The 23177-nt window shown below is 43.8% G+C and carries 24 protein-coding genes; 3 read left to right on the forward strand and 21 right to left on the reverse strand.

The window, feature by feature from the left end:
• Positions 1-4 precede the first annotated feature (4 nt).
• The 15 genes from rnc to mgtE form a co-directional block, all read right to left on the reverse strand.
• The gene (rnc, locus tag DWZ93_RS03825) at positions 5-700 is read right to left on the reverse strand and encodes a ribonuclease III (RefSeq protein ID WP_118452014.1); all 696 of its coding nucleotides are present in this window, start codon (positions 698-700) and stop codon (positions 5-7) included.
• Positions 701-751: 51 nt separating this feature from the next.
• On the reverse strand, positions 752-982 hold the full coding sequence (acpP, locus tag DWZ93_RS03830) for an acyl carrier protein (RefSeq protein ID WP_118383498.1): 231 nt from the start codon (positions 980-982) through the stop codon (positions 752-754).
• A gap of 29 nt (positions 983-1011) precedes the next feature.
• Positions 1012-2034, reverse strand: coding sequence for a phosphate acyltransferase PlsX (gene plsX / locus DWZ93_RS03835; RefSeq protein ID WP_118383497.1), 1023 nt, complete (start codon positions 2032-2034; stop codon positions 1012-1014).
• 52 nt (positions 2035-2086) lie between these two features.
• Positions 2087-4378, reverse strand: coding sequence for a xanthine dehydrogenase family protein molybdopterin-binding subunit (locus tag DWZ93_RS03840; RefSeq protein WP_118383496.1), 2292 nt, complete (start codon positions 4376-4378; stop codon positions 2087-2089).
• A 1-nt stretch (position 4379) separates the two neighbouring features.
• A complete protein-coding gene (locus DWZ93_RS03845; protein WP_118383562.1) occupies positions 4380-4841 on the reverse strand; it encodes a (2Fe-2S)-binding protein in 462 nt (153 codons plus the stop codon).
• Positions 4841-5635: an FAD binding domain-containing protein gene (locus tag DWZ93_RS03850; protein WP_118452015.1), complete on the reverse strand. Its 795-nt coding sequence runs from the start codon at positions 5633-5635 to the stop codon at positions 4841-4843. Before DWZ93_RS03850 ends, DWZ93_RS03845 begins: the two co-directional genes overlap by 1 nt.
• A 139-nt stretch (positions 5636-5774) precedes the next feature.
• Positions 5775-7166, reverse strand: a complete 1392-nt coding sequence (locus tag DWZ93_RS03855) for a uracil-xanthine permease family protein (protein ID WP_118383494.1) — start codon at positions 7164-7166, stop codon at positions 5775-5777.
• A gap of 109 nt (positions 7167-7275) precedes the next feature.
• Positions 7276-7860 carry a nucleotidyltransferase family protein gene (locus tag DWZ93_RS03860; RefSeq protein WP_118452016.1) on the reverse strand — a complete coding sequence of 195 codons (585 nt, stop codon included), beginning with the start codon at positions 7858-7860 and terminating at the stop codon, positions 7276-7278.
• Positions 7850-8716: a selenium-dependent molybdenum cofactor biosynthesis protein YqeB gene (gene yqeB / locus DWZ93_RS03865; RefSeq protein WP_118452017.1), complete on the reverse strand. Its 867-nt coding sequence runs from the start codon at positions 8714-8716 to the stop codon at positions 7850-7852. The genes DWZ93_RS03860 and yqeB overlap by 11 nt, the downstream gene beginning before the upstream one ends.
• A complete protein-coding gene (gene yqeC, locus DWZ93_RS03870) occupies positions 8706-9344 on the reverse strand; it encodes a selenium cofactor biosynthesis protein YqeC (RefSeq protein WP_118383491.1) in 639 nt (212 codons plus the stop codon). Before yqeC ends, yqeB begins: the two co-directional genes overlap by 11 nt.
• 269 nt (positions 9345-9613) lie before the next feature.
• Positions 9614-9793, reverse strand: a complete 180-nt coding sequence (gene rpmF, locus DWZ93_RS03875; protein ID WP_118383490.1) for a 50S ribosomal protein L32 — start codon at positions 9791-9793, stop codon at positions 9614-9616.
• A 3-nt stretch (positions 9794-9796) separates the two neighbouring features.
• On the reverse strand, positions 9797-10324 hold the full coding sequence (locus tag DWZ93_RS03880; protein ID WP_118383489.1) for a YceD family protein: 528 nt from the start codon (positions 10322-10324) through the stop codon (positions 9797-9799).
• 66 nt (positions 10325-10390) lie between these two features.
• Positions 10391-11578 (reverse strand): acetate/propionate family kinase, encoded by a 1188-nt coding sequence (locus DWZ93_RS03885; protein ID WP_118383488.1) that lies wholly within the window; start codon positions 11576-11578, stop codon positions 10391-10393.
• A gap of 23 nt (positions 11579-11601) precedes the next feature.
• Entirely contained in the window at positions 11602-12600 is a 999-nt protein-coding gene (pta, locus tag DWZ93_RS03890) for a phosphate acetyltransferase (protein WP_118383487.1), read from the reverse strand.
• Between the two features lie 102 nt (positions 12601-12702).
• Entirely contained in the window at positions 12703-14043 is a 1341-nt protein-coding gene (gene mgtE, locus DWZ93_RS03895) for a magnesium transporter (RefSeq protein ID WP_262581535.1), read from the reverse strand.
• A gap of 229 nt (positions 14044-14272) precedes the next feature.
• On the opposite strand from mgtE, the gene DWZ93_RS03900 reads away from it, so the two are divergent.
• On the forward strand, positions 14273-15514 hold the full coding sequence (locus DWZ93_RS03900; RefSeq protein ID WP_118452019.1) for a nucleotidyltransferase: 1242 nt from the start codon (positions 14273-14275) through the stop codon (positions 15512-15514).
• 2 nt (positions 15515-15516) lie between these two features.
• Here the strand turns inward: DWZ93_RS03900 and DWZ93_RS03905 are convergent, their stop codons facing one another.
• Complete coding sequence (locus DWZ93_RS03905; RefSeq protein ID WP_118383486.1) at positions 15517-16131, reverse strand: histidine phosphatase family protein; 615 nt, start codon at positions 16129-16131, stop codon at positions 15517-15519.
• Between the two features lie 123 nt (positions 16132-16254).
• Between DWZ93_RS03905 and DWZ93_RS03910 the strand changes: the two genes are divergently transcribed.
• Entirely contained in the window at positions 16255-16734 is a 480-nt protein-coding gene (locus DWZ93_RS03910) for an S-ribosylhomocysteine lyase (RefSeq protein WP_118383485.1), read from the forward strand.
• Positions 16735-16786: 52 nt separating this feature from the next.
• Here the strand turns inward: DWZ93_RS03910 and DWZ93_RS03915 are convergent, their stop codons facing one another.
• From DWZ93_RS03915 to DWZ93_RS03930, 4 genes are read right to left on the reverse strand one after another with little or no spacing between them, the layout of a single operon-like run.
• Positions 16787-17377 carry a DUF5662 family protein gene (locus DWZ93_RS03915; RefSeq protein WP_118452020.1) on the reverse strand — a complete coding sequence of 197 codons (591 nt, stop codon included), beginning with the start codon at positions 17375-17377 and terminating at the stop codon, positions 16787-16789.
• A gap of 24 nt (positions 17378-17401) precedes the next feature.
• Entirely contained in the window at positions 17402-18103 is a 702-nt protein-coding gene (locus tag DWZ93_RS03920) for a TraX family protein (RefSeq protein WP_118452021.1), read from the reverse strand.
• A 2-nt stretch (positions 18104-18105) separates the two neighbouring features.
• Complete coding sequence (locus DWZ93_RS03925; protein ID WP_118452022.1) at positions 18106-19776, reverse strand: alpha-amylase family glycosyl hydrolase; 1671 nt, start codon at positions 19774-19776, stop codon at positions 18106-18108.
• 48 nt (positions 19777-19824) lie between these two features.
• Complete coding sequence (locus tag DWZ93_RS03930) at positions 19825-20850, reverse strand: sugar ABC transporter substrate-binding protein (RefSeq protein ID WP_118383481.1); 1026 nt, start codon at positions 20848-20850, stop codon at positions 19825-19827.
• A gap of 197 nt (positions 20851-21047) precedes the next feature.
• Here DWZ93_RS03930 and DWZ93_RS03935 point away from each other — a divergent pair, with 197 nt between their 5' ends.
• Positions 21048-21353 (forward strand): DUF1292 domain-containing protein, encoded by a 306-nt coding sequence (locus DWZ93_RS03935; protein ID WP_118383480.1) that lies wholly within the window; start codon positions 21048-21050, stop codon positions 21351-21353.
• Here the strand turns inward: DWZ93_RS03935 and DWZ93_RS03940 are convergent.
• Entirely contained in the window at positions 21336-23177 is a 1842-nt protein-coding gene (locus DWZ93_RS03940; RefSeq protein ID WP_118452023.1) for an ATP-dependent helicase, read from the reverse strand. The two genes, DWZ93_RS03935 and DWZ93_RS03940, sit on opposite strands and share 18 nt — an antisense overlap.

A 23177-nucleotide genomic window follows, 5' to 3' on the forward strand; every position in this document is an offset into this window, starting at 1 on the left:
ACACCTACTCTTTATCCATTTCACGCAGCATCAGAATTGTCTTGTATGCCGCATCCTGCTCTGCCGCTTTCTTTGTACGGCCGCAACCGATTCCGTATTCTTTCTTGCCGATAAATACAGATACTTTGAAGGACTTATTGTGATCCGGTCCTTCCTCACCTAACAGATGATACGTCATACTTCCCGAATACTTTGCCTGTACAATCTCCTGCAGGATAGTCTTGCTATCATAAAAGAGCTTTTTATTCTCCATGTCGTTAAGCACAAATTTGTGGATGAACTCTTTTGCATTAGCAAAACCACCATCGAGGTACACTGCCCCGATCAATGCTTCCAATGCATCGGATGTTACAGAATCTCTCTTTCTTCCTCCGGTTGCATCCTCGCCCTTGCCAAGTAACAGATACTCTCCCAGATCGATCTGTTTCGCACAATACGCCAGGCTCTTTTCGCACACCATAGCTGCACGGAGCTTCGTTAATTGCCCCTCCGGCATCTCTGTATGCTCGTGAAATAAGAAATCGCTGGATACGATCTCTAATACAGCATCTCCTAAAAATTCCAGACGTTCATTACATTCATATTTTGGCAGATGTTTTTCATTTACATAGGAACTGTGTGTCATGGCATTCTTTAACAAATGAAACTCATCAAAATGATACCCAATACGTTCCTCCAATAATCCAAGTTTTTTTCTCATAATCTCACTCCAAACAGAAAAAGCCCGCAAATGGGCTTTTTCCGACTTTCCCTAATTTGTAGCATTCTTAATCTGTTCTACAGCATCGCCTACTGTAACGATCTTCTCTGCTTCATCATTATCGATCTCAATATCAAAAGCGTCCTCAATGCCCATGATAATCTGAAATACATCCAGCGAGTCCGCACCCAGATCGTTTTCAAAAGAAGAATCTTCTTTAATCTCCTTCTCATCAATGTTCATTACATCCGCAATAATTTCACGTAATTTTTCAAATTCCATAGTTCTTTTACTCCTTTCTTGTAATTAATCTATTCATCGGAACGGCTTTCCGTTTGAATACATTCCATAATCTTGTCATTGATTTTTTGTTCCTTAAATGTAATACACTGAATAATGGAATTACATACTTCCTTCGCCTTTGCACTTCCATGTGTCTTAACCACCAGACCACGAAGTCCCAGAAGCGGTGCTCCGCCGTATTCTGTCGCATCAAATGCCTTCAGCGTCTCCTTCAGTGCCGGCTTCACGAGCAGGGCACCGAGTTTACTTCTTGTCGATGTCATCATACCGTCCTTGATCTTACTTACAAGCACTGCCCCCAGTCCTTCGTAAAGCTTCAGGATAATATTACCGGCAAATGCTTCTGATACGATCACATCTGCATCCCCGTAAGGGATATTTCTTGCTTCGATACTTCCGGTAAAATTAATATCGGTCTGTTCCTTGAGAAGCGGGAATGTCTCTTTAACTAACGCATTGCCCTTTTCTTCTTCTGCACCGATATTCACAATCGCTACCTTCGGGTTCTCTACACCTACCACATGTTCCATATAAATCGAACCCATCTTAGCAAACTGCACCAGATGAGACGGTCTTGCATCTACATTGGCTCCGCAGTCAATCAGCAGGGATACACCCTTCGCGGTTGGGATCAACGGTGCAAGCGGCGGACGTTCAATACCTTTGATACGTCCTACCAGCGTCTGCCCTCCGACCAGTATCGCCCCGGAGCTTCCTGCTGATACAAATGCATCTGCTTCGCCCTTCTTTACCAGCTTCATTCCGACTACGATGGATGAATCTTTCTTCTTGCGGATTGCATTCACCGGGGGTTCTGCCGTCTCGATAACTTCGGTTGCACCAACCACCTGAATTCGTTCTTTATCATAAGAATACTTACCAAGCTCTTCCCGGACAATCTCTTCTATACCAACTAAGAGCACGGTAACATTCTGTTCTTTATTTACTGCATCCACAGCACCTTTTACCATTTCTACAGGAGCATTGTCTCCTCCCATGGCATCCAGGGCTACTCTCGTCATTTCTGCCACTTTTCTTACCTCCCTGTGCTAGGATTAATTCTACTAAACATCAGGTAAAAAATCAATCATTTTTACCAAGTGCAATCTGTTCCGGAGTGATTGGCAGTTCTCTGTGCCATACTCCTGTTGCACGATAAATAGCATGCGCAATAGCAGGTGCCGGTGTGTTGATTACAATCTCACCGATGGACTTGGCGCCGAACGGTCCGGTCGGTTCATAGCTGTGTTCAAATTCTACCTGCAGTTTTCCCATATCCAGTCTGGTCGGGAGCTTATACTGGGCGAAATTGCACTCCATTGGTCTGCCGATCCGGTTATAGGTCACATTTTCCATTAAGGTATGACCGATTCCCTGTACCAGTCCACCTTCAGTCTGGATTCTTGCAAGCGCAGGATTGATTGGGATACCACAGTCCACAACCGCCTTGTAATCCAGAATATCCACTCTGCCGGTCAGTTTGTCCAACTCGATCTCAACCATACCGACCATGTACGGCGGTGGTGATACCGGTGATGTATGCATGGCTGTAACTTCTGCACTTTCATCATTAAAGAGCTGCGATTTGGTTGCAATTTCTTCAACGCTGACTGACTGATCTGTTCCAAGCCGTTTTACCACATTTCCTTCAAACTGTACTTCTTCTTTCGAACAATTCATCAATCCGGCAGCGATCAGTTCCATCTTATCGATTAATTTCTCACAGGCTTTTACAACAGCACCGCCTGTAATATATGTTGTCGAAGAGGCATAGGAACCAGAATCATATGGGGATGCATCCGTATCTGCTCCAAATACTGCAATCTCATCTACAGAACAGTCCAGACACTCTGCCGCCATCTGCGCCAGTATCGTATCACAGCCTGTTCCCATATCCGCCGCACCGATCATCAGATTATAAGTTCCGTCATCACTGAGTCGGATTGTAGCTGAACCCACATCCAGGTTCGAGATACAGGAACCCTGCATTGCCATTGCCACACCAGCTGTACGGACTTTCCCATTCCCCATATCCCTTACCGGATACTTCTCTTCCCAGTTAAAAATCTGTCTACAGCGGTCCATACAGCGATCCAATGCACAGGCATTCGCCGTCTCTCCAAAATATGCAGGCATAAACATGCCTTCTTTTACCATGTTCTGATCACGAAGTACGGTCGGATCCATATGCAATTTTTCTGCCAGTTCATTCACTGCAGATTCCAGCGCAAAAATTCCCTGCGTTGCCCCATAACCCCGGTATGCACCCGCCGCCTGAAGATTCGTATATACAACATCATAATCGAAACGGTACGCTTCCAGTGAGCCGGTATACATCGGGATTGATTTATGTCCGGACAATCCAACCGTCGTCGGTCCATGTTCTCCATAGGCACCGGAATTAGACAATGTATAAATATCAATCGCACGAATCTTACCATTCTTATCTGCGCCCAGACGAAGCTTGATCTCCATCTCGTGTCGCGGCGATCCTGCGATCTGTGATTCTTCTCTTGTATAGATGATCTCGGACGGACGCCCTGTCTTCCAGGTAACAAATGCAGGATAGACATCACATACCGACGTCTGCTTCGCTCCGAAGCCACCACCAATACGAGGTTTCTCAACCCGGACTTTGCTCTTGGAAATGCCAAGTGCGCGTGCGATAATTCGTCTGGTGTGGAACACGATCTGCGTAGATGAGATCATATGAAGTCTTCCATAGCGGTCGATTTCTGCATAACTTCGGAATGTCTCCATCATTGCCTGATTGAAGGCTTTCGTGTGATATACATGATCAATGACCACGTCACAATCAGCCATCACGGCATCCACATCACCCTTAGAATCTCTTTCTGTGGCAACCAGATTCCGTTTATGGTCTCCACCCCATGGGCCATACTGCACCCATTCTTCCTCCGGATGCACCAGAATCTCGCTGTCTTTTGCTGTATGATAATCAAGTACCGCTTCCAGTATCTGATATTTTACCTTAATTAATTTCATTGCTTTCAATGCAGCTTTTTCTGTCTCCGCTGCAATGATCGCTACCGCGTCTCCGCTGAATCTGACATGACGGTCAAGAATCAGTCTGTCATACGGTGATGCCTCTGGATAGGTCTGTCCTGCATTCGTAAACCTCTGATCCGGCACATCCTCCCAGGTATAAATATCTACAACCCCAGGCACTTTTTTTGCAATGGCAGTATTAATCTCTTCCACAATTGCATTGGGATGCGGACTTCTTAAGATCTTGACAACCAGCGGATGATTATTCACCAGATCATCTGTGTAGACTGGCTTACCAAGCAAAAGCTGCATGGAGTCCTTTTTACGGACAGACTTGTTAATCGACTTATATTCTCTGTGTTCCATCCTATTTTTCCTCCTTACGGCTGTTCAAGAAACTTCTGATTCCTCTGAGTTGTCCTTCATATCCGGAACAGCGGCACAGATTACCTGCCAGAAATGCGCGGATCTCATCATCCGTCGGATCCGGATTCTCACGCAACAGCGCAATCGTATTCATCACGAATCCCGGATTACAGAATCCACACTGATCTGCACCCTGATCTGCAATAAATCCTACAAATTCTTCTGCTTCTTCCTGCAGCCCCTCCAGTGTGTCCACACGATGTCCATCTGCTCTTGCTGCAAGTACGGAACAGGAAAGTACCGGAACTTCATCCATTAATACCGTACACAGGCCGCAGTTAGAGGATTCACATCCCCGCTTCACACTGTAGCAGCCATGCTCTCTCACAAAATCTAACAGTGCCATATCCGGTTCGATCTGATCCTGTATTTTCTTTCCATTCAATATAATCGTAATATCCATCATGCTCTCACACCCCCAAGTTCCATAACACCACGTCCGGTCAGTATTTTCACGAGGTGCGTCCGGTATTCGGCACTCCCTCTCATGTTACTTCCTGTCGTCACCTGTTCTGCTACGTATTCCGCAAATGCTTCTGCTTTTTTTTCTGTCACTTCGCCATCCAGCAGATGTCTGTCATCATGAATACATACTGCCTTACCAGGTCTTGCTCCGATTACTGCCTTACAAACTCCGTCCATACATGATACTCCGCAGGTAAGAATCGGGAAATCTGTCTTCTGCACACGCATTGCCTGATAACTGAATACTCCGGGTTTCTTTTTTACGATGACCCGCACCAGCAGATCTCTGTCATACTGCATCCTGGCAAATTGCTCCAGCGGAATCACACCGCCCTTATATAATTCTACATAGGTATCCAATGCCATAAATGCAGTCAGTACATCGGAGAACCCGAATCGTCCCCAGATACTTCCTCCTACAGTAGCAAGATTACGAAATTGTACACCGATAATATCTTTGACCGCTTTTGCAACAATGCCATCACAATAATTTTCAAAACTCTCATGCATCTGAAGCTGCCGCAGTGTTACCATTGCGCCGATAGAGAATTCCTCTTCATTTTCTTCTATCTTGTCAAGTCCCAGATCACACAGATCAATAGCAACCGGAACATTGCCAGACTCCATTCTCGTCCAGAGCATACCTGCCAGGATTCTATTCTTCTTTTTCTGATTTAATGTATATGCTTCTTCAAGGCTTTGTGCCCGTACGTATTTCTGAATATTTATCACGGTGATTCCTCCTTATTTTTATCCAAGCATAATAACTTAATTTATTATAGCAACTGAACCTCATATTGACCAGAAAAAAAATCCCAGACAGTCAAAATTCCTGTCTGGGACACTTCTACTTCCTATCTGTTTCCAATATTTATTTATCCTTCGGCAGCAGGATATTCAATACAATTGCCACAACCGCCGCTGGAACGATACCAGATCCGCCAAAGATCAACGAAATCATCTGTGGCGCATTTGCAAGAATCGCTGAGTTACTTCCAATACCGTATCCTACGCCAAGCGCAACGGATACAATACTTAAGTTTCTTCCAGTCAATGGTTCTTTCGTAATCAGCTGAATACCACTGATGACAATAGATGAGAACATCATAACTGCTGCGCCGCCAAGTACAGCCTGTGGCATAATAGACACAATTGCACCAAGCTTCGGAATCAGTCCGCACAGAATCAGGAATACTGCTCCTGTAGATAATGCAAAGCGGTTCACAACCTTGGTCATAGATACCAGTCCTACATTCTGGCTGAACGAAGTATTCGGAAGTACACCGAACAATGCAGCAATTGTGGAGCCAAGTCCATCACACATGACACCTCCGGACAGCTCTTCTTCTGTTGCCTCACGGTCCATACCACCCATAATTACACCGGAAATATCTCCGACAGTCTCTACTGCTGTTACAATAAACATGATCATAACCGGAGCAATAGCACGCATGTCAAATACTGGCTTCACCGGCATCAGCTTTGGAATCTCAAACCAGTTAGCAGATGCTACTTTATCCCAGTTCAGTACCCATGCCTTAGTAAATTCCACGCCGTCTGCTGTCACACCTGTCGTCGGAAGAACAAATCCCATGATAAATGCTGCTATATATCCCACGATGATACCGATCAGGATGGAAGAAGAACTGAGCAACCCTTTTCCCGTATGTTTAAAGATCAGAATAACTACCAGTACCAGAATTGCCAGGAATAAGTTCTCCGCAGATCCAAAGTCATTCGCAGTACTGCCGCCACCAAAAGAATTCACACCTACCCCGATCAGACTCAGTCCGATAGAAAGTACAACTGTACCTGTTACGACAGATGGAAAAAATCTTCTTAATGGTTTCAGGAAAAATCCAAGAACGGTCTCAAACAGACCACCCAAAATTGACGCACCCATGATCGCGCCATAAGCAATCACGCCGCCTCCCATGCTGGAAGCTACTGCATTAAACACCCCGATGAATCCGGAAGATGTACCCATGATGATCGGTACTTTTCCACCGATCGGTCCTATACTAAACAACTGAATCAGAGTAACGATACCTGCGATCAGCATCGCATTCTGAAGCAATGATACCTGTAAGTCTGCAAACTCACCACCGGATAAGCCACAGGCGCCTGTAATGATCAGGAGCGGAGTCAGGTTGCCGACAAACATTGCCAGTACATGCTGCATTCCCAGAGGTATTGCTTCTTTCAGGGACATCTTGCCCTCAAACTGAAATGCCTCCGGAGCTAATTCGAATTTTTTACTCATATTACTCTTTCTCCTTCGTGTGATAAATCTTGGGTTATTATATCAAATTATAAAATTTTAGTAAATTTAGTAAAAGTTCTAAGTATTAATAAGATATACTTATTAATACTTAGAACTTCAAATCCTCTCTACAATCAATATCCTCTAACTCTCGCTCATTACCTGCTTCCACATAGACACATTTATGTCTTCGCAGAACTTTCCTTCCGCCCTCGTCTCCTCGCAGTTCCATCAACTCTGGAAGCAGTGTTGCCGAAAACATCACCGGATTGCCCATACGGTTTTCACACTTTACTGACGCGCACTCTCCCGTATCACATCCTGCATTTATCAGCTTTTTTACTGTATCCGCAGTAAGCCCTGGCTGATCTGCCACTACAAACATCACAAAATCCTCAGGTTCCACATATTCCAATGCCAGAATACCTGCTTTGATGGTATAGGAGGCTCCATTTTTACTGTCCGGATTATATACAACATGAATATTTTCTTTCCACAATCTGTCATAAATTGCCCATTCCTGCACAACTACAGTAAGTGTTGTATCCGGATAGTTTTTCTGTACTTCTATTAATGTCTCCAGTCCATAACGATACAACGCCTTTCCATTAATAGTATATAAAAGCTTATTCCCCTGAAAACGTCTGCTGTTGCCTGCAGCCATATAGATCATGTGTACTTTCCTATGCTTCATCGGGATTCCTCCCAAAAAACAGGGAACTGTTTTCTTCCATAAGCTTACCGCAGATCACTTCCAGTACACTTCCGGCAATACATCTGGCCTTATCAGAGATCGTAAAGCAATTCTCCAGTTCTTCTTTACGTGGATCGATGTCTGCGATCTTAAATCCCTTTGATACATGATAACCGGTGCGGATCAATCCACGCAGGATACCATTCAGGGTAGCCTTAACCGGAACTCCTTCCCCTGTCATTGACAAATCTTCATAAATTTCAGCTATAATCTGCCCCTTTTCAACCGGGTCACCAATCTTACTGATATTCTTCATATATCCTGCACCAGATGCATGAATCACCCGTTCTTTATCATAGCCGCCGACCTTTCCCGGAATCCCGGTATTAGCAATCGCTGCCCCTTTCGTAATCACACGTCCGAGATTGTGTCCGCGCATAGATTCAATGACTACATCTACATCTGAACCTGCAGTAAATCCAGGTCCCACTCCAATCGTGAGCGGAGCCATATCTTTATATGTTCCCAGATTCTTCTTAGCAATAATCGCATCTACAACTGCAACCGGCTTCAATTCTTCAATCCATTCTCCCTTCGGATCTATAAGAACCGGAACTTCTCTTTTCTGCCACGCAGTGAGAATATCCTCCATATTCTTCACACGAACAGCCTTCATGCCATCCACATACGTCTCACCATCATAGACTGCTTCGCTGAAACACACTTGTCTACGAATGGAACTTGGCTGCTCCGATTCCAGACACACTACCTGAAGTCCTGCCTTCGCCAGACGATGAATGATCCCTGTTGCAAGATCTCCTCCGCCTCTGCACACGACAATTCTATTATAATCCATACTTTTCCCCTGCTTCTTCATATCCGATATAATGTAATTCTCCATTTACTTTCTCTGTAAATAATATCTGCATTTCTATAGAATTCTCTTCTGTCAGAAGTTTCTTCATATATCCATCTCGGATTATCACATTCAACATTTCAAATGTCAAGCCATCCTCTTCCCGCCATCCGAATCTTTTTATCAGTTCTTCATAACGAAATACTGTCTTTTTTATTGGCTCTCCTAGGGTCCACAGTCCCATTACAAGGATAATCTTTGTAGAGTATGGATATATTACCGGCTCATGAGCTCCGGGATATTTTACCGGCAGATGTTTCGAACCATCTGCTTCTATCAGTGTAACATCTGCATGATCCATCGCACGTCTCAGCACATCTTCCGAGAGAGTGGTAATCTTATCTGAGTTCTCCCCGTCCAGCTTCCCAGCCATACAGCTTCCCTGTTGTTCCATTTTTGCGATAATCTGCTCTGCATTACAGGATATATCCGTCTCCGGCTCCCGGAACATGTGGGTTGTTGTACAGATCAGTACTTTATTATTCTGTTTTCTGTATTCATCAGCCAATCGGTGAATCAGCGTTGTCTTACCTCCGGCACCAATGATAGATATTATTTCCTTATGCATAATCTTATTCCTATATACTATGATGCCAGGGTCAAAAGGTCTAAATCCACATGAGCTCGCTCATAAGTGGATGAAAGACCTTGGGACCCGCCCCAATATGAGCCTAAAAGTGGGATGTTAATCCCACGATATGCGAATAATTGGGAGGATTGTGGGAGTGCATAGCACGGAACAATCCGCAGGCATCATAGTTGGGGCTTTTGACCCCAACATCATATTATATAAAAAGGAGTCAAGCATAATGCTCAACTCCTTAACTTGTCTGCAAATTAATCCATTGCAATGATTTCTTTTTTGTTGTAAGAGCCACAGTTCTTGCAAACTCTGTGAGGCATCATTAACTCGCCGCACTTGCTGCACTTAACAAGATTCGGTGCGCTCATTTTCCAGTTTGCTCTTCTCTTATCTCTTCTTGCCTTTGAAGATTTATTCTTTGGACAAATTGACATAGGTTACACCTCCTTAAAATTCTTAAATACGTCGCGGATAACTGACATTCTCGGATCAAGGCTTGTATCCTCGCAATTGCAAGTGCCTCGATTAAGATTTTGACCACATACATTGCAGATGCCTTTACAGTCATCGCTGCACAGAATCTTTGTCGGCCACCCTGTCAATAACTCATTGTAGACCAATTGTTCCACATCTAAGCTGTATCCGTCAATATAGTTATTCTCGTCTAATTCTTCTGACTGATCTTCTGCCTCAGTGTCGGTCGTAATCTTATGCTCAAATTCAAGCTTAACCTTTACTTCCACATCATCCAGACATCTATCACACGGAGCAACTGCGGTAATCTCGCCTTTGCCTCGTATCCACAGCTTACGCTCACCTGCATACTCTACAGATAACTCAAGCGGTGTCGTGTCTGTAATGTTATACGTCCCCATCTCCGACTTAAATGAAGTTATCTCAATCGGAACGGACTCTCTGATTGCTTTATGTTGTTCAGACAGAACGTCGGATAGGTTTAATATCATAGTATCTTCTCCTATTCACACACTAGACTATTATATCATGCAAATAAATTTTGTCAACAGAAAATTTTATACTAATTTAACTGTTTCGCGGGCAATTGCAAGCTCTTCGTTGGTCGGAAGTACAATAACCTTAACTTTTGAATCATCAGAAGAAATTATTGCAGTATCACCTGATACATTCTCATTTTTCTTTTTATCAAGTTCAACACCAAGATATCCAAGTGATTTACAAACATTCTCTCTGATCGGTACAGAATTCTCACCAACGCCTGCTGTAAATACGATCGCGTCCACACCGTTCATTGCAGCTGCGTAAGCACCGATATATTTAACAATACGATATACATATGCTTCAAGTGCAAGCTTAGCTCTTTCATTCTCTTCACCAGCAGCTTTAACTACATCACGCAAATCCGAAGATACTCCACTCAATCCGAGCAGACCTGACTTCTTATTCAGAATATTCAGCATTTCATCTACGCTGATGTGCTCATGGTTGCAGATAAACTGAAGAACAGCCGGATCTACATCTCCGCTTCGTGTTCCCATGATCAAGCCTTCCAAAGGTGTCAGTCCCATACTTGTATCTACACATTTACCACCGATGGATGCTGAAATACTTGCTCCATTACCGATATGGCATACAATAACCTTAGCATCGTCCTTGCCAAGCAGTTTAACAGTCTCACCAGACACAAACATATGACTTGTTCCGTGGAAACCATATCTTCTGATGCTGTATTTCTCATAATACTCATATGGGATTGCATACATAGCAGCTTTCTGTGGCATATTCATACCAAATGCTGTATCGAATACTGCTACGTTCGGCTTGCCAGGCATAGCCTTCTCACAAGCCTCAATACCGATCAGGTTAGCCGGGTTATGGAGTGGTCCAAGGTCAAAGCAGTCACGTACGACTTTCTTCACATCCTCTGTAACCAGTGTAGCATCACTGTATACAGTACCTGCATGCAGTACACGATGTCCGATTGCTGTAATCTCATCTGCGCTCTCGATCACACCATGCTCCGGATCCTGCAGTGCATCGATTACCAGTTTGACAGCTACGCTGTGATCCGGCATTGGCTGCTCTGTCACAAATTTGTCTTTTCCTGCAGGCTTGTGGGTCAGGACAGAACCTTCTGCTCCGATTCTCTCACAGATACCTTTTGCAAGAACGCTTTCGTTCTCCATATCGATCAGCTGATATTTTAAAGATGAACTTCCACAGTTGATAACTAATACTTTCATTCTACTTTTTCTCCTCTTAATTCTTACTGGTTCTGACACTGCACTGCTGTGATAGCAATTACACCTTCGATATCCTCAGCACTGCATCCTCTTGAAAGGTCATTAACCGGTGCTGCGATTCCCTGTGTCATCGGTCCGTATGCTTCTGCCTTAGCAAGTCTCTGAACCAGCTTATATCCGATATTACCTGCATCCAGGTCTGGGAATACAAGTACATTAGCCTTACCAGCTACCGGGCTTCCTGGTGCCTTAGAGGCTCCTACAGATGGAACGATTGCTGCATCAAGCTGCAGTTCTCCATCAACCATAACACCTTCCGGTGCATTTGCCTGAGCGATCTTAACAGCCTCTACTACTTTATCTACATCAGCATGCTTAGCACTTCCCTTTGACGAATGAGAAAGCAGTGCTACTCTCGGCTCGTCACCAACCAGAAGCTTGAATGACTCTGCTGCTGAAAGAGCGATTGCTGCAAGCTTCTCAGAATCCGGATTCTGCTCCAGACCACAGTCAGAGAATACAAATGTTCCGTTCTCTCCCATATCGCAATCTGGCACTACCATTACGAAGAAAGAAGATACTAACTTTGTACCTGGCTTTGTCTTCAGGATCTGCAGACATGGTCTCAGTGTATCTGCTGTAGAGTGGCATGCTCCGGATACCATACCGTCTGCATCACCCATTTTAACCATCATAACGCCATAATATGTATAGCTGCTGAGAAGAAGTTCTCTTGCTTTTTCCTCAGTCATACCTTTCTTCTCACGAAGTTCTACCAACTTGGCAATGTATGCCTCTGTCTTATCGCTTGTTGCCGGATCTACGATAGTTGCTCCAGAAATATCGAATGAACCTTTATTCTTAGCGATCTCTTCTTCGCTTCCGATCAGGATCAGCTTAGCAGTTCCCTCTTTCAGAACTTTCTCTGCTGCTTCATAGGTTCTTGCGTCTTCTGTTTCCGGAAGAACGATTGTCTGTACATTTGCTTTTGCTTTTGCTTTGATTTCATCAATAAATCCCATGATTTAAAGACTCCTTTCCATTTTTCTCATATAGTTCCATTATAACGCAAAGAGACCTTGTCCACAAGGTCTCTTTCCAAGTTATATTAATAACAATTGTACTTAATTTAATCCAAACACATAGCTGACAATAGCAAAATATACACTGATCGTACTGATATCAACCAGGGTAGAGATCAGTGGCGTCGCCATGATCGCAGGATCAAGTCCTACTTTTTTTGCTACCAGCGGCAGCGTACATCCAACCACTTTTGCGATGATAACCGTACATGCCATGGTAAGTCCGATGGTAAGTGCCATCAGCGCATCCCCCTGTCCCATGATCATGATACGGATGCCATTGACCGTAGCAAGTATCAGACTGATGCATACCGCCACCCGCACTTCTTTCCAAATTACTTTAAACAGATCCCGAAATTCGATCTCTCCCACTGCCAGACCACGTATCACCAGCGTCGAACTCTGAGAACCACAGTTACCACCTGTACCGGTTAACATCGGCACAAAACCTGCGATCTGAGGCATCATAGCAAGGGCAGCTTCATAACTGTTCATGATCATTTGCGTCACTGTTGCAGAAAGCATCAGAAACAACAGCCATGGGATACGACTCTTCACATGCTCAAAAATTGTCATCCCAAAATAAGAATCATCATCCGGATTAATACCGGCCATCCTGCTGATGTCTTCCGTTTCCTCATCCTGCAATACCAGCATGGCATCATCTACCGTAACAATACCGACCATACACATCTCGTGATCCACGATCGGCAATGCGATCAATCCGTACTTAGTGATCGTTCTTGCCACATCCTCCTGATCATCTGTTGTTCTTGCATACAGCATATTCGTGTCCATGATTTCCTCGATCAGTCTGGCTTCTCCGGTAGTCAGAAGATCCTTGATATCCACCACGCCGATCAACTTTCTCTTTTCTGTTACATAACAGGTATAGATCGTCTCGCGGTTCAGTCCCACCTGACGGATTTTTAGGATCGCATCTTCTACCGTCATATCCTGTGATAGTGCAATATAGTCTACGTTCATGATACTTCCTGCACTGTCTTCCGGATACTGCAAAAGCTGATTAATCTGCTTCCGCTTTTCTTCGTCCGTAGCCATGAGGAGTCGGTCAACCACATTGGCAGGCATCTCTTCCAGCACATCTACTGTATCGTCCAGATACATCTCTTCCATAACTTCCTCAAGCTCCGAATCTGTCAGAGCATTGATCAGTATCTCTCTCTGGTCACTGTCCATATAGGAAAATGTCTCAGCCGCCTCTTCCTTCTCCAGCAGGCGAAAAATCAGCACCAGCCACTTTTCATCTACTTCCCGCAAAATCTCAGCAAGGTCTACGGGATACATGTTGTTCTTTAATTCTTCTTTTAATTCTTTGAACTGATGCTCATTGATCATTTCTTCAATTCGCTCGATCGTCAGTTCTTCTCTCTCTTCTGGAACGTCATGATCAAATTCACTTGTCGCGACAGCATGTCCCCAGTCCTCCGCATTTAACTGCTCCGGATTGTGTCTCTCTCCCATGTTCCCACTCCTTTACGGTTACTCTATTTTATCATGTTCTGAAATTTTCCAACGATTACCGATATTTGCACTTTTATACTCATTATAGTATAATCAATTTTAAACGATTATACAAGAGGAGAATCTTATGAAAACCGTCGGATTAATCACAGAATACAATCCATTTCACAACGGACATGCCTATCATATCGAAAAAGCAAAAATGCTGACCGGTGCCGACCGTGTGATTGTCGTTATGAGCGGCGACTTCGTACAACGTGGTGCTCCTGCCGTCATGCCCAAACACCTTCGCGCCAAAAGTGCGCTTCTATCCGGCGCCTCTCTCATCATAGAGCTTCCGGTATGTTTTGCTACTGGGAGCGCTGAATATTTTGCACAGGGTTCCATCTCTCTGCTTAACCAGCTGGGATGCATAGATTCCATCTGTTTCGGCAGCGAATGTGGCGACCTCCATCTGTTAAAAGAAATCGCGCAGATCCTTGCTGACGAACCTATAGAATATCAGACTGCTTTAAAACAGGCTTTAAAAGAAGGCGCGTCCTTCCCGGCAGCAAGACAGGAGGCACTTAATATTTATTCCGATAAGTACTCTGAGATTCTTGCCTCGCCAAACAATATCCTGGGTATCGAATATTTAAAAGCATTGGCAAAAATTCACAGCAAAATGGAACCGTTTACCATAAAGCGGATTGGTGCCGGTTATCATGATATGAATATCGACGGGCAGTTCAGCTCTGCCACTGCCATCCGTTCTGATATTTACCAGCTTGCTGATGTAAATTCTTCATCCGAAAGCCTTCCCCTGACTCATATTCAAACACAAGTACCTTCTTCCTGTCATGAATTGATGAAGAAAAACTATCAGACACGTTATCCGGTAAAGGCTGATGATTTTTCATTACTTTTAAAGGCAAAACTATTATCCGAAACGGCGGGCAGTCTCAGTCATTATCTGGACATGAGTCCGGAACTTGCCAACCGTATCCTGCGGCTCCGTAATGATTATCTCAGCTTCGAGCAGTTTTGTGACCTGTTAAAAACAAAAGAGCTGACCCGAAGCCGGATCAGCCGTTCTTTCATACATGTATTACTCGGAATCACAAATGACTGGTTAACTGCCATGAAAGCACCAGCCCCTTATGCGAGAATTCTGGGATTCCGTAGGGATCACGCAGATCTCTTGGGAATCTTAAAGCGGACTTCTGACATTCCACTGATCACAAGTCCTGCAAGAGCTGTGCTTGCAGATACAGCATACCAGATGCTGGAACTTGATATCTACGCATCCAATCTGTATGAGTCTGTGATCACCGATCTGTATGGAACACCCTTTCATAATGAATTGACCAAACAGATCATAAAAATCTGAGATTAATAATAAATTCTGTCTTCTGCCAGAATGACCGGCACTCCGTTTCTTACATCAAGGATTGTCACACCACAGTTATGACTGCATCCATCTCCCCAGAAATTTTCTTTGGGGAGTTTTTTTATATTTGCGATCATAGATGCAAGTGCTCCACCATGTGTAGACACCAGAATTGTATGGTTCTGATATTCCTTTTTATGACAAATTTCCTGAAGAAACTCTCCTGTCCTCTCTTCCAGATGTTCTAATGTTTCTCCGTCATCCGGAGCCTCGTATCTGCCAGGCTCTGTGAAAAAGCACTGAAAATCTCTCGGCATCTCCTCATCCCAAGTATCCGGATTCCAGCAACGTCCCTCGTATCTGCCAAAAGATATTTCAATCAGACGTTTATCAGTAATGATCGGTATATCTCTTCCTTCCAGGATAATCTCTGCTGTCTCTCTGGCTCTGGACAGCGGACTGCACAGACACAGATCAAACGGCACCTCCGCAAGTCCCTCTCTCGTCTTTTCTGCCAGTTCTCTTCCGTATTCATTCAACGGAATATCGATCTGTCCCTGATTGCGTTTCATTTTATTATAATCGGTCTCTCCATGACGGATCAGATAAAGCTTCATGTTCTGTTCCTCCTGTATTTTCTCCATTAAAATTAATTATAGCATGTCGAAACACTACTTGCATACCGGAACATTTTAAACTAGAATAAATAAAGAATATTTACACAAAGGAGTAGACCCGTCATGAAAAAAATCACAAGCTTTACAATAGACCACATTCGTCTGGTACCAGGCGTATATGTATCCAGAGTCGATGCTGTAGCAGGACATCCGGTCACTACATTTGATCTGAGAATGACCGCACCGAACGACGAACCGGTTATGAATACAGCTGAAATGCATACAATCGAACATCTTGCTGCTACATTTCTCCGCAACCATGAAGAATACAAAGACAAGACTCTGTATTTCGGGCCTATGGGATGCCGCACCGGATTCTATCTGCTGTTAGCCGGAGAATATACATCCAAGGATATCGTACCTTTGATGATTGAGATGTTTACATTCATCCGCGACTTTGAAGGCGAAGTACCTGGTGCCGCTCCAAAGGACTGCGGTAACTATCTGGATATGAACCTCGGCATGGCAAAATACCTTGCAAATAAATATCTGGACGAGGTACTGCTGCATATTACTGATGCGCAACTTAATTATCCTGCATAAATCATATAGAAAAAATCATCGGAATGTGCCTTTTACACTTCCGATGATTTTTCTATTTCTTTATTAATTTACGGAATAACCGTATCGTTCTCTCTGTTAACGAATTTTCATTGCGAAGTACGGTTCTGCGTATATACGCACAGGTCGCATCTTCTCCTTCTTCAGCAAGCATTTCCAACAGATGCCGTAATAATGCCGCCGTCTCCGGATGAATCATATTGCCAAGCTTTGCCGCTCCACGGTCATAATATTCTAACGGATTCCAGTCTTCATAAGCATCTTTCTGATAAGTCTTAGATGCCGATACACGGTCTACAAACATCTCTACCACATAACGTGTCGGCATGCGCATACCCACAATTCCTTCTTCTTTATTCAGACTGTAATCAATCCAATATTCGTAATGATGCTTATTGCGTCCCTTGTGATGAAGCCACGCCGAAGATACTCCGGTTGCTTCCCGTTCTGCATTATTCGGACTACGGTTGCCCTGATAATACTTGCATCCCACCAAAAATTCCGAAGGTGTATATTTGGACAGGTCATGCATCAGTCCCTGACGGTACAGTCCAACTTTAAAACACCCTTTCATAACCAGTAATTTGTGATGATTAATCGTACGCAAATGCTCAATAGCTTTCATAGCACATCCCTCTTTTTCGATATGTTACCGACCGATGACGATCATTTGTGATATCCCATATAATATCAACAGATGTACAGGATAGTATAAATAAAAGAAGTATCCTGTGCTCCGTCCCTTTTTCCCATTATACAATGCAATTGGAAGAATCGCAAATATTCCTGCATACTGGATTGGAATTCCAAACAGAAAATTCCATCCGCCGACAAGAACTGCCTGATACCATTTATATTCTCTGGTAAACCAGAAAATCGCGATCAGAAGTACCCCCCATGCTCCGTAATCTGTATGCAGAAATTCTGCAGCAAACATCGCTACAATAACTACTTCTGCTTTCATCGCGTTCCCCGATGCCTTTTCGCAATAATGAAGCATAATCAGACCGATCAACAATGTAAAAAACACATTCTGATGTTCAATTGAAAAAATCTGTCCGGACTCTGCAAGGTTAAAGGGAATCTCTGACAACAGTCCGACAACCAGCATCCGTTGTATATATCGCTTCAGATCATGGGTATGACTGAATCCTTCTGTCAGGGTAAAACAGAAAATAGGAAACGCCAGCCTGCCAATCCCCCGCATCCAAAGTGCCTGTGGAAACAGGATAAATCCCATATGATCTATGGTCATTGTAAGGATTGCGATCATCTTTAAAGCAAAAGAACTCAGACCGATTTTTTGCTGTATTTCTTGCCATTCTGTTGTTCTTTGTTCTGCAACCTTCATGTTCATTCCACCCGTCGGCTTATCAGAAGCATAACAGTACGATCTTCCACCTGGATATCATGTTGATTATCAAGCAGCAACGGTTCCTTAAGCACACCTTCTTTTGTCGATGCTGCCAGATACCATTTCCTTTTTGATGTCAAAGTCGGTAATGCAAAGATGTGCTCTACCCAGTGCATATTATAGATCACAAAACAATCTGACGTACCTTGTGCCTGTCCGGAATAATATACTCCAAGCTGCCTGCTGCTCACTTCGTTCGGAATCCTCCATGCATGCTCACCATGAAAAGAGATGTCCGGGATTCCACATTTTGCCAGATCAGCCCCCATCAATGGTTCTGCCTGAGTAAGTACCGGCTGTGCCTTTCTGAAGCTGATCAGGTCTTTTACAAGTTCTGTAAGCCAGCCATATTGTTTCGCACGACTCCAATTCACCCATCCGGTTACATTATCCTGGCAATAGACATTATTATTGCCCTTCTGGCTGTTTGCAAATTCATCACCTGCAAGAATACATGGCGTTCCCTGTGCCGAGAACAGCAGCAGGAGTGCATTGGTCATCTGCTTCTTTCTCAGCCCCATAACCGCTTTCTTTCTGCTTGGACCCTCAGCTCCACAATTCCAGCTGTAATTGTATTCCGGACCATCCTGATTATTCTCGCCATTCTCCTCATTATGCTTGCGGTCATAAGACACCAGATCATTCAATGTAAAACCATTCTGGTTAGTAATATAGTTATAAATGTGTTCCGTATGATGATTGACCCAATACATTACATCATTCACCATACCCTCGTCTCCTTTCAGGAAACGACGCATGATATTCTGATAATCATTCGAATGTATCAGAATCTTCGTCCGACTGAGGATTGGATCCTTCGCAATCTCTTCCGCAGAGAAGAATACCGGATTCACAATAAAGCCATCCACATGGTACTCCATGCGATAATATCTCAGGCACTCTTCCATCAGCTGTCTGCCGGCTGATGCGTCAAATGGCATTTCGAGAATCACCTCAATTCCTGCTTTATGGCAGGCTTTGATCATATCTTTTAATTCGGTTACAGGATGCTCTCCTGCCGCATAACTGCTTTTAGGTGCAAAAAAGTACCCAGGACCATATCCCCAGTAGTTCACACCATTCTTACCACCGTTATCAAATTCATACACCGGCATACAGTGAATCTGATTAATCCCAAGTCCTGTCAGATATGGTATTTTTTCAACCAATCCTGCAAATGTTCCCTTATGGCGTACTCCTGATGCACTTTGTCTGGTAAAACCTTTAACATGCAGACTATATGCGATCACCTCATGCTGAGGAAGCATGAGCGGCGCATCCTTTTCCCAATCATAAGACTCCTGAACAACCACTCCTCGTCTCTGGCCTTTCATCACAGATACTTCCCTGACATAAGGATCCAGATACTCTTCACCATCTATTCGATACAGATATTCTATGTCTCCGCCCAGACCTTCTACTGCCACAAACCGCACATTACCAATCAATGGTTCCTGTTCAAGTTCACAGACGGAAAATGGCTCGGTATATCCTTTTTTATATAAGCACAGTTCGCAGACACTGTCCGGGGCAGCCGCAACTGAAAAATTAATCTTTTCTTCTGAAATTGTCACTCCAAGAGGTAATGCAGCTCCCCGCACATGCTTCATAATCTTTTCTCCCTGTTTTCTCTGATTATCTGGTGTATCTTTCTGCCGTTACTGCCATCCATCAACACCGTACATTTCTACATTATCACTGTTGATCATATATACTTCTTCATAGGTCTCTGGTTCGTACTCATTATCTTTCAGAATTGCCAATGCAACCTTCGCAGCATCCTTACCCATGTGAATCGGAGACTGTGCCACTGTTCCTGCCACAACACTGTCTTTTTTCACCAGTTCCTTCTTAATATCCGGCGATCCATCGATTCCATAGACAATGATATCTTTTCGTTCTGCCAGGTTCAATGCTGTGATCGCACCTACTGCAATCTGATCATTACCACACATAATAGCGGTAATCTCCGGATGAGCATCCAGCATCGCATTTGTCTCATCAAGTGCTTTCTGGAACTGTCCGTCTGCATCCGCTCTGTCCACAATCTCAAAGCCTACTTCTGCTGATGAGAGCGCTTTTTCAAATCCGGTAATACGGTCATTGACAGAATTCATCGTCGTGCTTTCAAGGATAAGAACGTTACCTCCATCCGGACATCTCTCGATCAGATCCTTCCCGCACAGATACCCGGCTGCCTGATTATCAGATCCTACATAAGCATCTACATATTCACTTTCCTTTACCTGTGTATCTACATTAATAATCTTCACACCGGCATCCTTCAATGCCCGAAGTGATGTACTGATTTTTTCCCAGTCAACCGGGCTCAGGAATATAGCATCAATGCCCTCATCAATCATCTCCTGAATCTGCTGGTTCTGAAGATCAGGATCACTTCCCGGATCCTTCGTGATCATCCGATAATCTTCATCTCCAAGTCCTTCTTTTACAGCACTTTCCAAAGTGATAAAATACGGATTCTGCATATCGATGCCACTGAAGCCAAACTTATATTTGACTTCTTCCTCTTCAGATGTATCCTCTTCTCCCTCTGCATCTGTCTCTGTATTCTCATTTGCTGTTGCATTATCTTCCGGTGTACCTACTGACTTTTTGCATGCTGCAAGAACAACCAGACACGCAGCCAGTACGATAATCACGCTCCATGTTCTTTTTTTCATTCTTTCTTCCTCCTAATGTATAACGCTTTAGATATACATGCCTTTTTATTTTACAACATTTCTTTCTACATTTCCAGTAGAACATCGTTTCTACCAGTCTAACAGATTGCAAACAGATTACAGCGCTCACAGCTTGCTTTTTTGCAGGCTCTCTGTTAAAGTTAAATCATCATAATAATACGAAAAGGAGATTCAGTATGGATGAATTTTTCAATCAGCCAGATGATCTTGGTACTGTCACCCTGACTCTGGATAATGACGAAGAACTGGAATGCGATATCATCACTTTCTTCACTGCCGGTGACAATGAATATGTCGCACTGGCACCGCAGGGTGATGAGTTCGACGGCATCGTATATCTTTATCGCTACATCGAACATGATGGCGAAGAAGAGCCGGAGCTCATAACGATCGAAAGCGATGAAGAATATGAAATTGCATCTGATGGGTTTGACGAATGGTTAGATAACCTGGAATTCGAAGAATTACCGACTGTGGAGTAATTCATCGACAAAGCGGGAAGGATCCAGATCCTTTCCGTTTTTCATTTTTGCATAGCTTATGATAAGTTTCCGTTTTGCTCTTGTCATCGCCACGTAAAACATACGTCGTTCCTCTTCCAGCTCTGCATCTAGCTTTGCTTTCTTATACGGAATCACGCCCTCGTTACACTGGATCATAAATACGGTATCAAACTCCAAGCCTTTTGCGCCATGCATAGTCATCAGCCATACACCGTCATTTCTTCCAGACTGTCTGTTCTTCTGTCCCAGAAGTGCGGCCGAATACCGTTCAATATAATCTAGCCATTCCTGCATATCTGAATAATCTTTCGCTTTTTCCTGAATCTCTGTCAGCACAGTAAACAGATCTTCTTCACTGATTCTTCGTTCTCTGGCATATTCTTTCAGATAATCATCATACCCGATATGCTTGCGTATGTACTGGATCGCCGCATATGGTGTCTGTCCTTCCATCATACTGAGATCCCATTCAAACTGATCGATCCGGTCTAACATCCAACTCTTATCCATATAAAAGCAACGGATATCCTCAAATGATACCACTGCATTCTCCAGACTGTCTCTGCTGATATATCGAACCGGAGCATTCATGACATCCAAAAACAATCTCCGATCACGTTCTCCCAATGCCAACCTGACATAGCTTATCAGATTTCTTGCAATAAAATGATCGTAAATATTCTGAATGGATTCTTTCGCCTGGAATGGAATCTGATATTCCAGCAAAGCCTCCATCATCACTCTTGCATCATTCGCTGTCCGGTAAAGAACCGCCATATCAGAATGCGGAATGCCTTCCTTTTCTGCCTCTCGAATCTTATCGATCAGATACTTACTCTCTTCTTTTGCATCCTTTACTTCCTGTACATGGATACAGGCACCCTTATCACCGGACGTAACCAGCTTCTTCTTATAGCGTCTGCTGTTATTGGAAATAACCCGAAGAGCTCCATTCACAATATTTCTGCTGGATCTGTAATTTACATCCAGCAATATCGTCTCTGTCTCCGGATAATCCTCACCAAAACCAAGCATGATCTCCGGACTTGCTCCCCTGAAATGATAAATTGACTGATCATCATCTCCCACCACAAACAAATTATTCTCCGGCATGGCAAGCATCCGCACCACTTCATACTGAATCCGGTTCACATCTTGAAACTCATCGATCAAAATATAGCGAAACCTCTTCTGCCACTGTTCCAGAATATCCGGCCTTCTGCGGAACAGATCATAACATAGAAGCAGCATATCATCAAAATCAATCTTCCGCATCAGCTTTCTCTGTTTCTCATAGGTCTTGTAAATTCTGGTAAATACTACGCCGTAACGGATAGACTCATATTTTTCAATACTGATCCCGCGGTTCTTTACATTACCAATCTCTGTGATCAAATCTCGTATTTCTTCTTTTTCATCGGATAATTCCGGCTCAAATCCGATCTCCGGTATAGCAAGAATCTGGCGGATCAACTGATACTTTTCTTCCTCTGTCAGGATATTATCTGATGTCAGACGGTATGCCCATTTCAGAATACCAAAATACACTCCGTGAAAGGTTCCAAACGTAACCGGATAGTTCTTCCCTTTGGTATAACCCTGAAACCGCTCTTTCATCTCTCTGGAAGCTGCCCTGGTAAAAGTAATGACCAGAATTTCTTCTGGTCTTACTTTGTAATGCTCTATTAAATACTGTGTTCGTCTGGCAATCGTATATGTTTTGCCAGATCCAGGTCCTGCCAGCACCATGCATGGTCCGTCACCATGCTTTATTGCCCGTTCCTGTGCCTCATTCGGCCCCAT

This window comes from Dorea sp. AF36-15AT, from assembly GCF_003477705.1.
Classification (GTDB): domain Bacteria; phylum Bacillota; class Clostridia; order Lachnospirales; family Lachnospiraceae; genus Claveliimonas; species Claveliimonas ammoniilytica.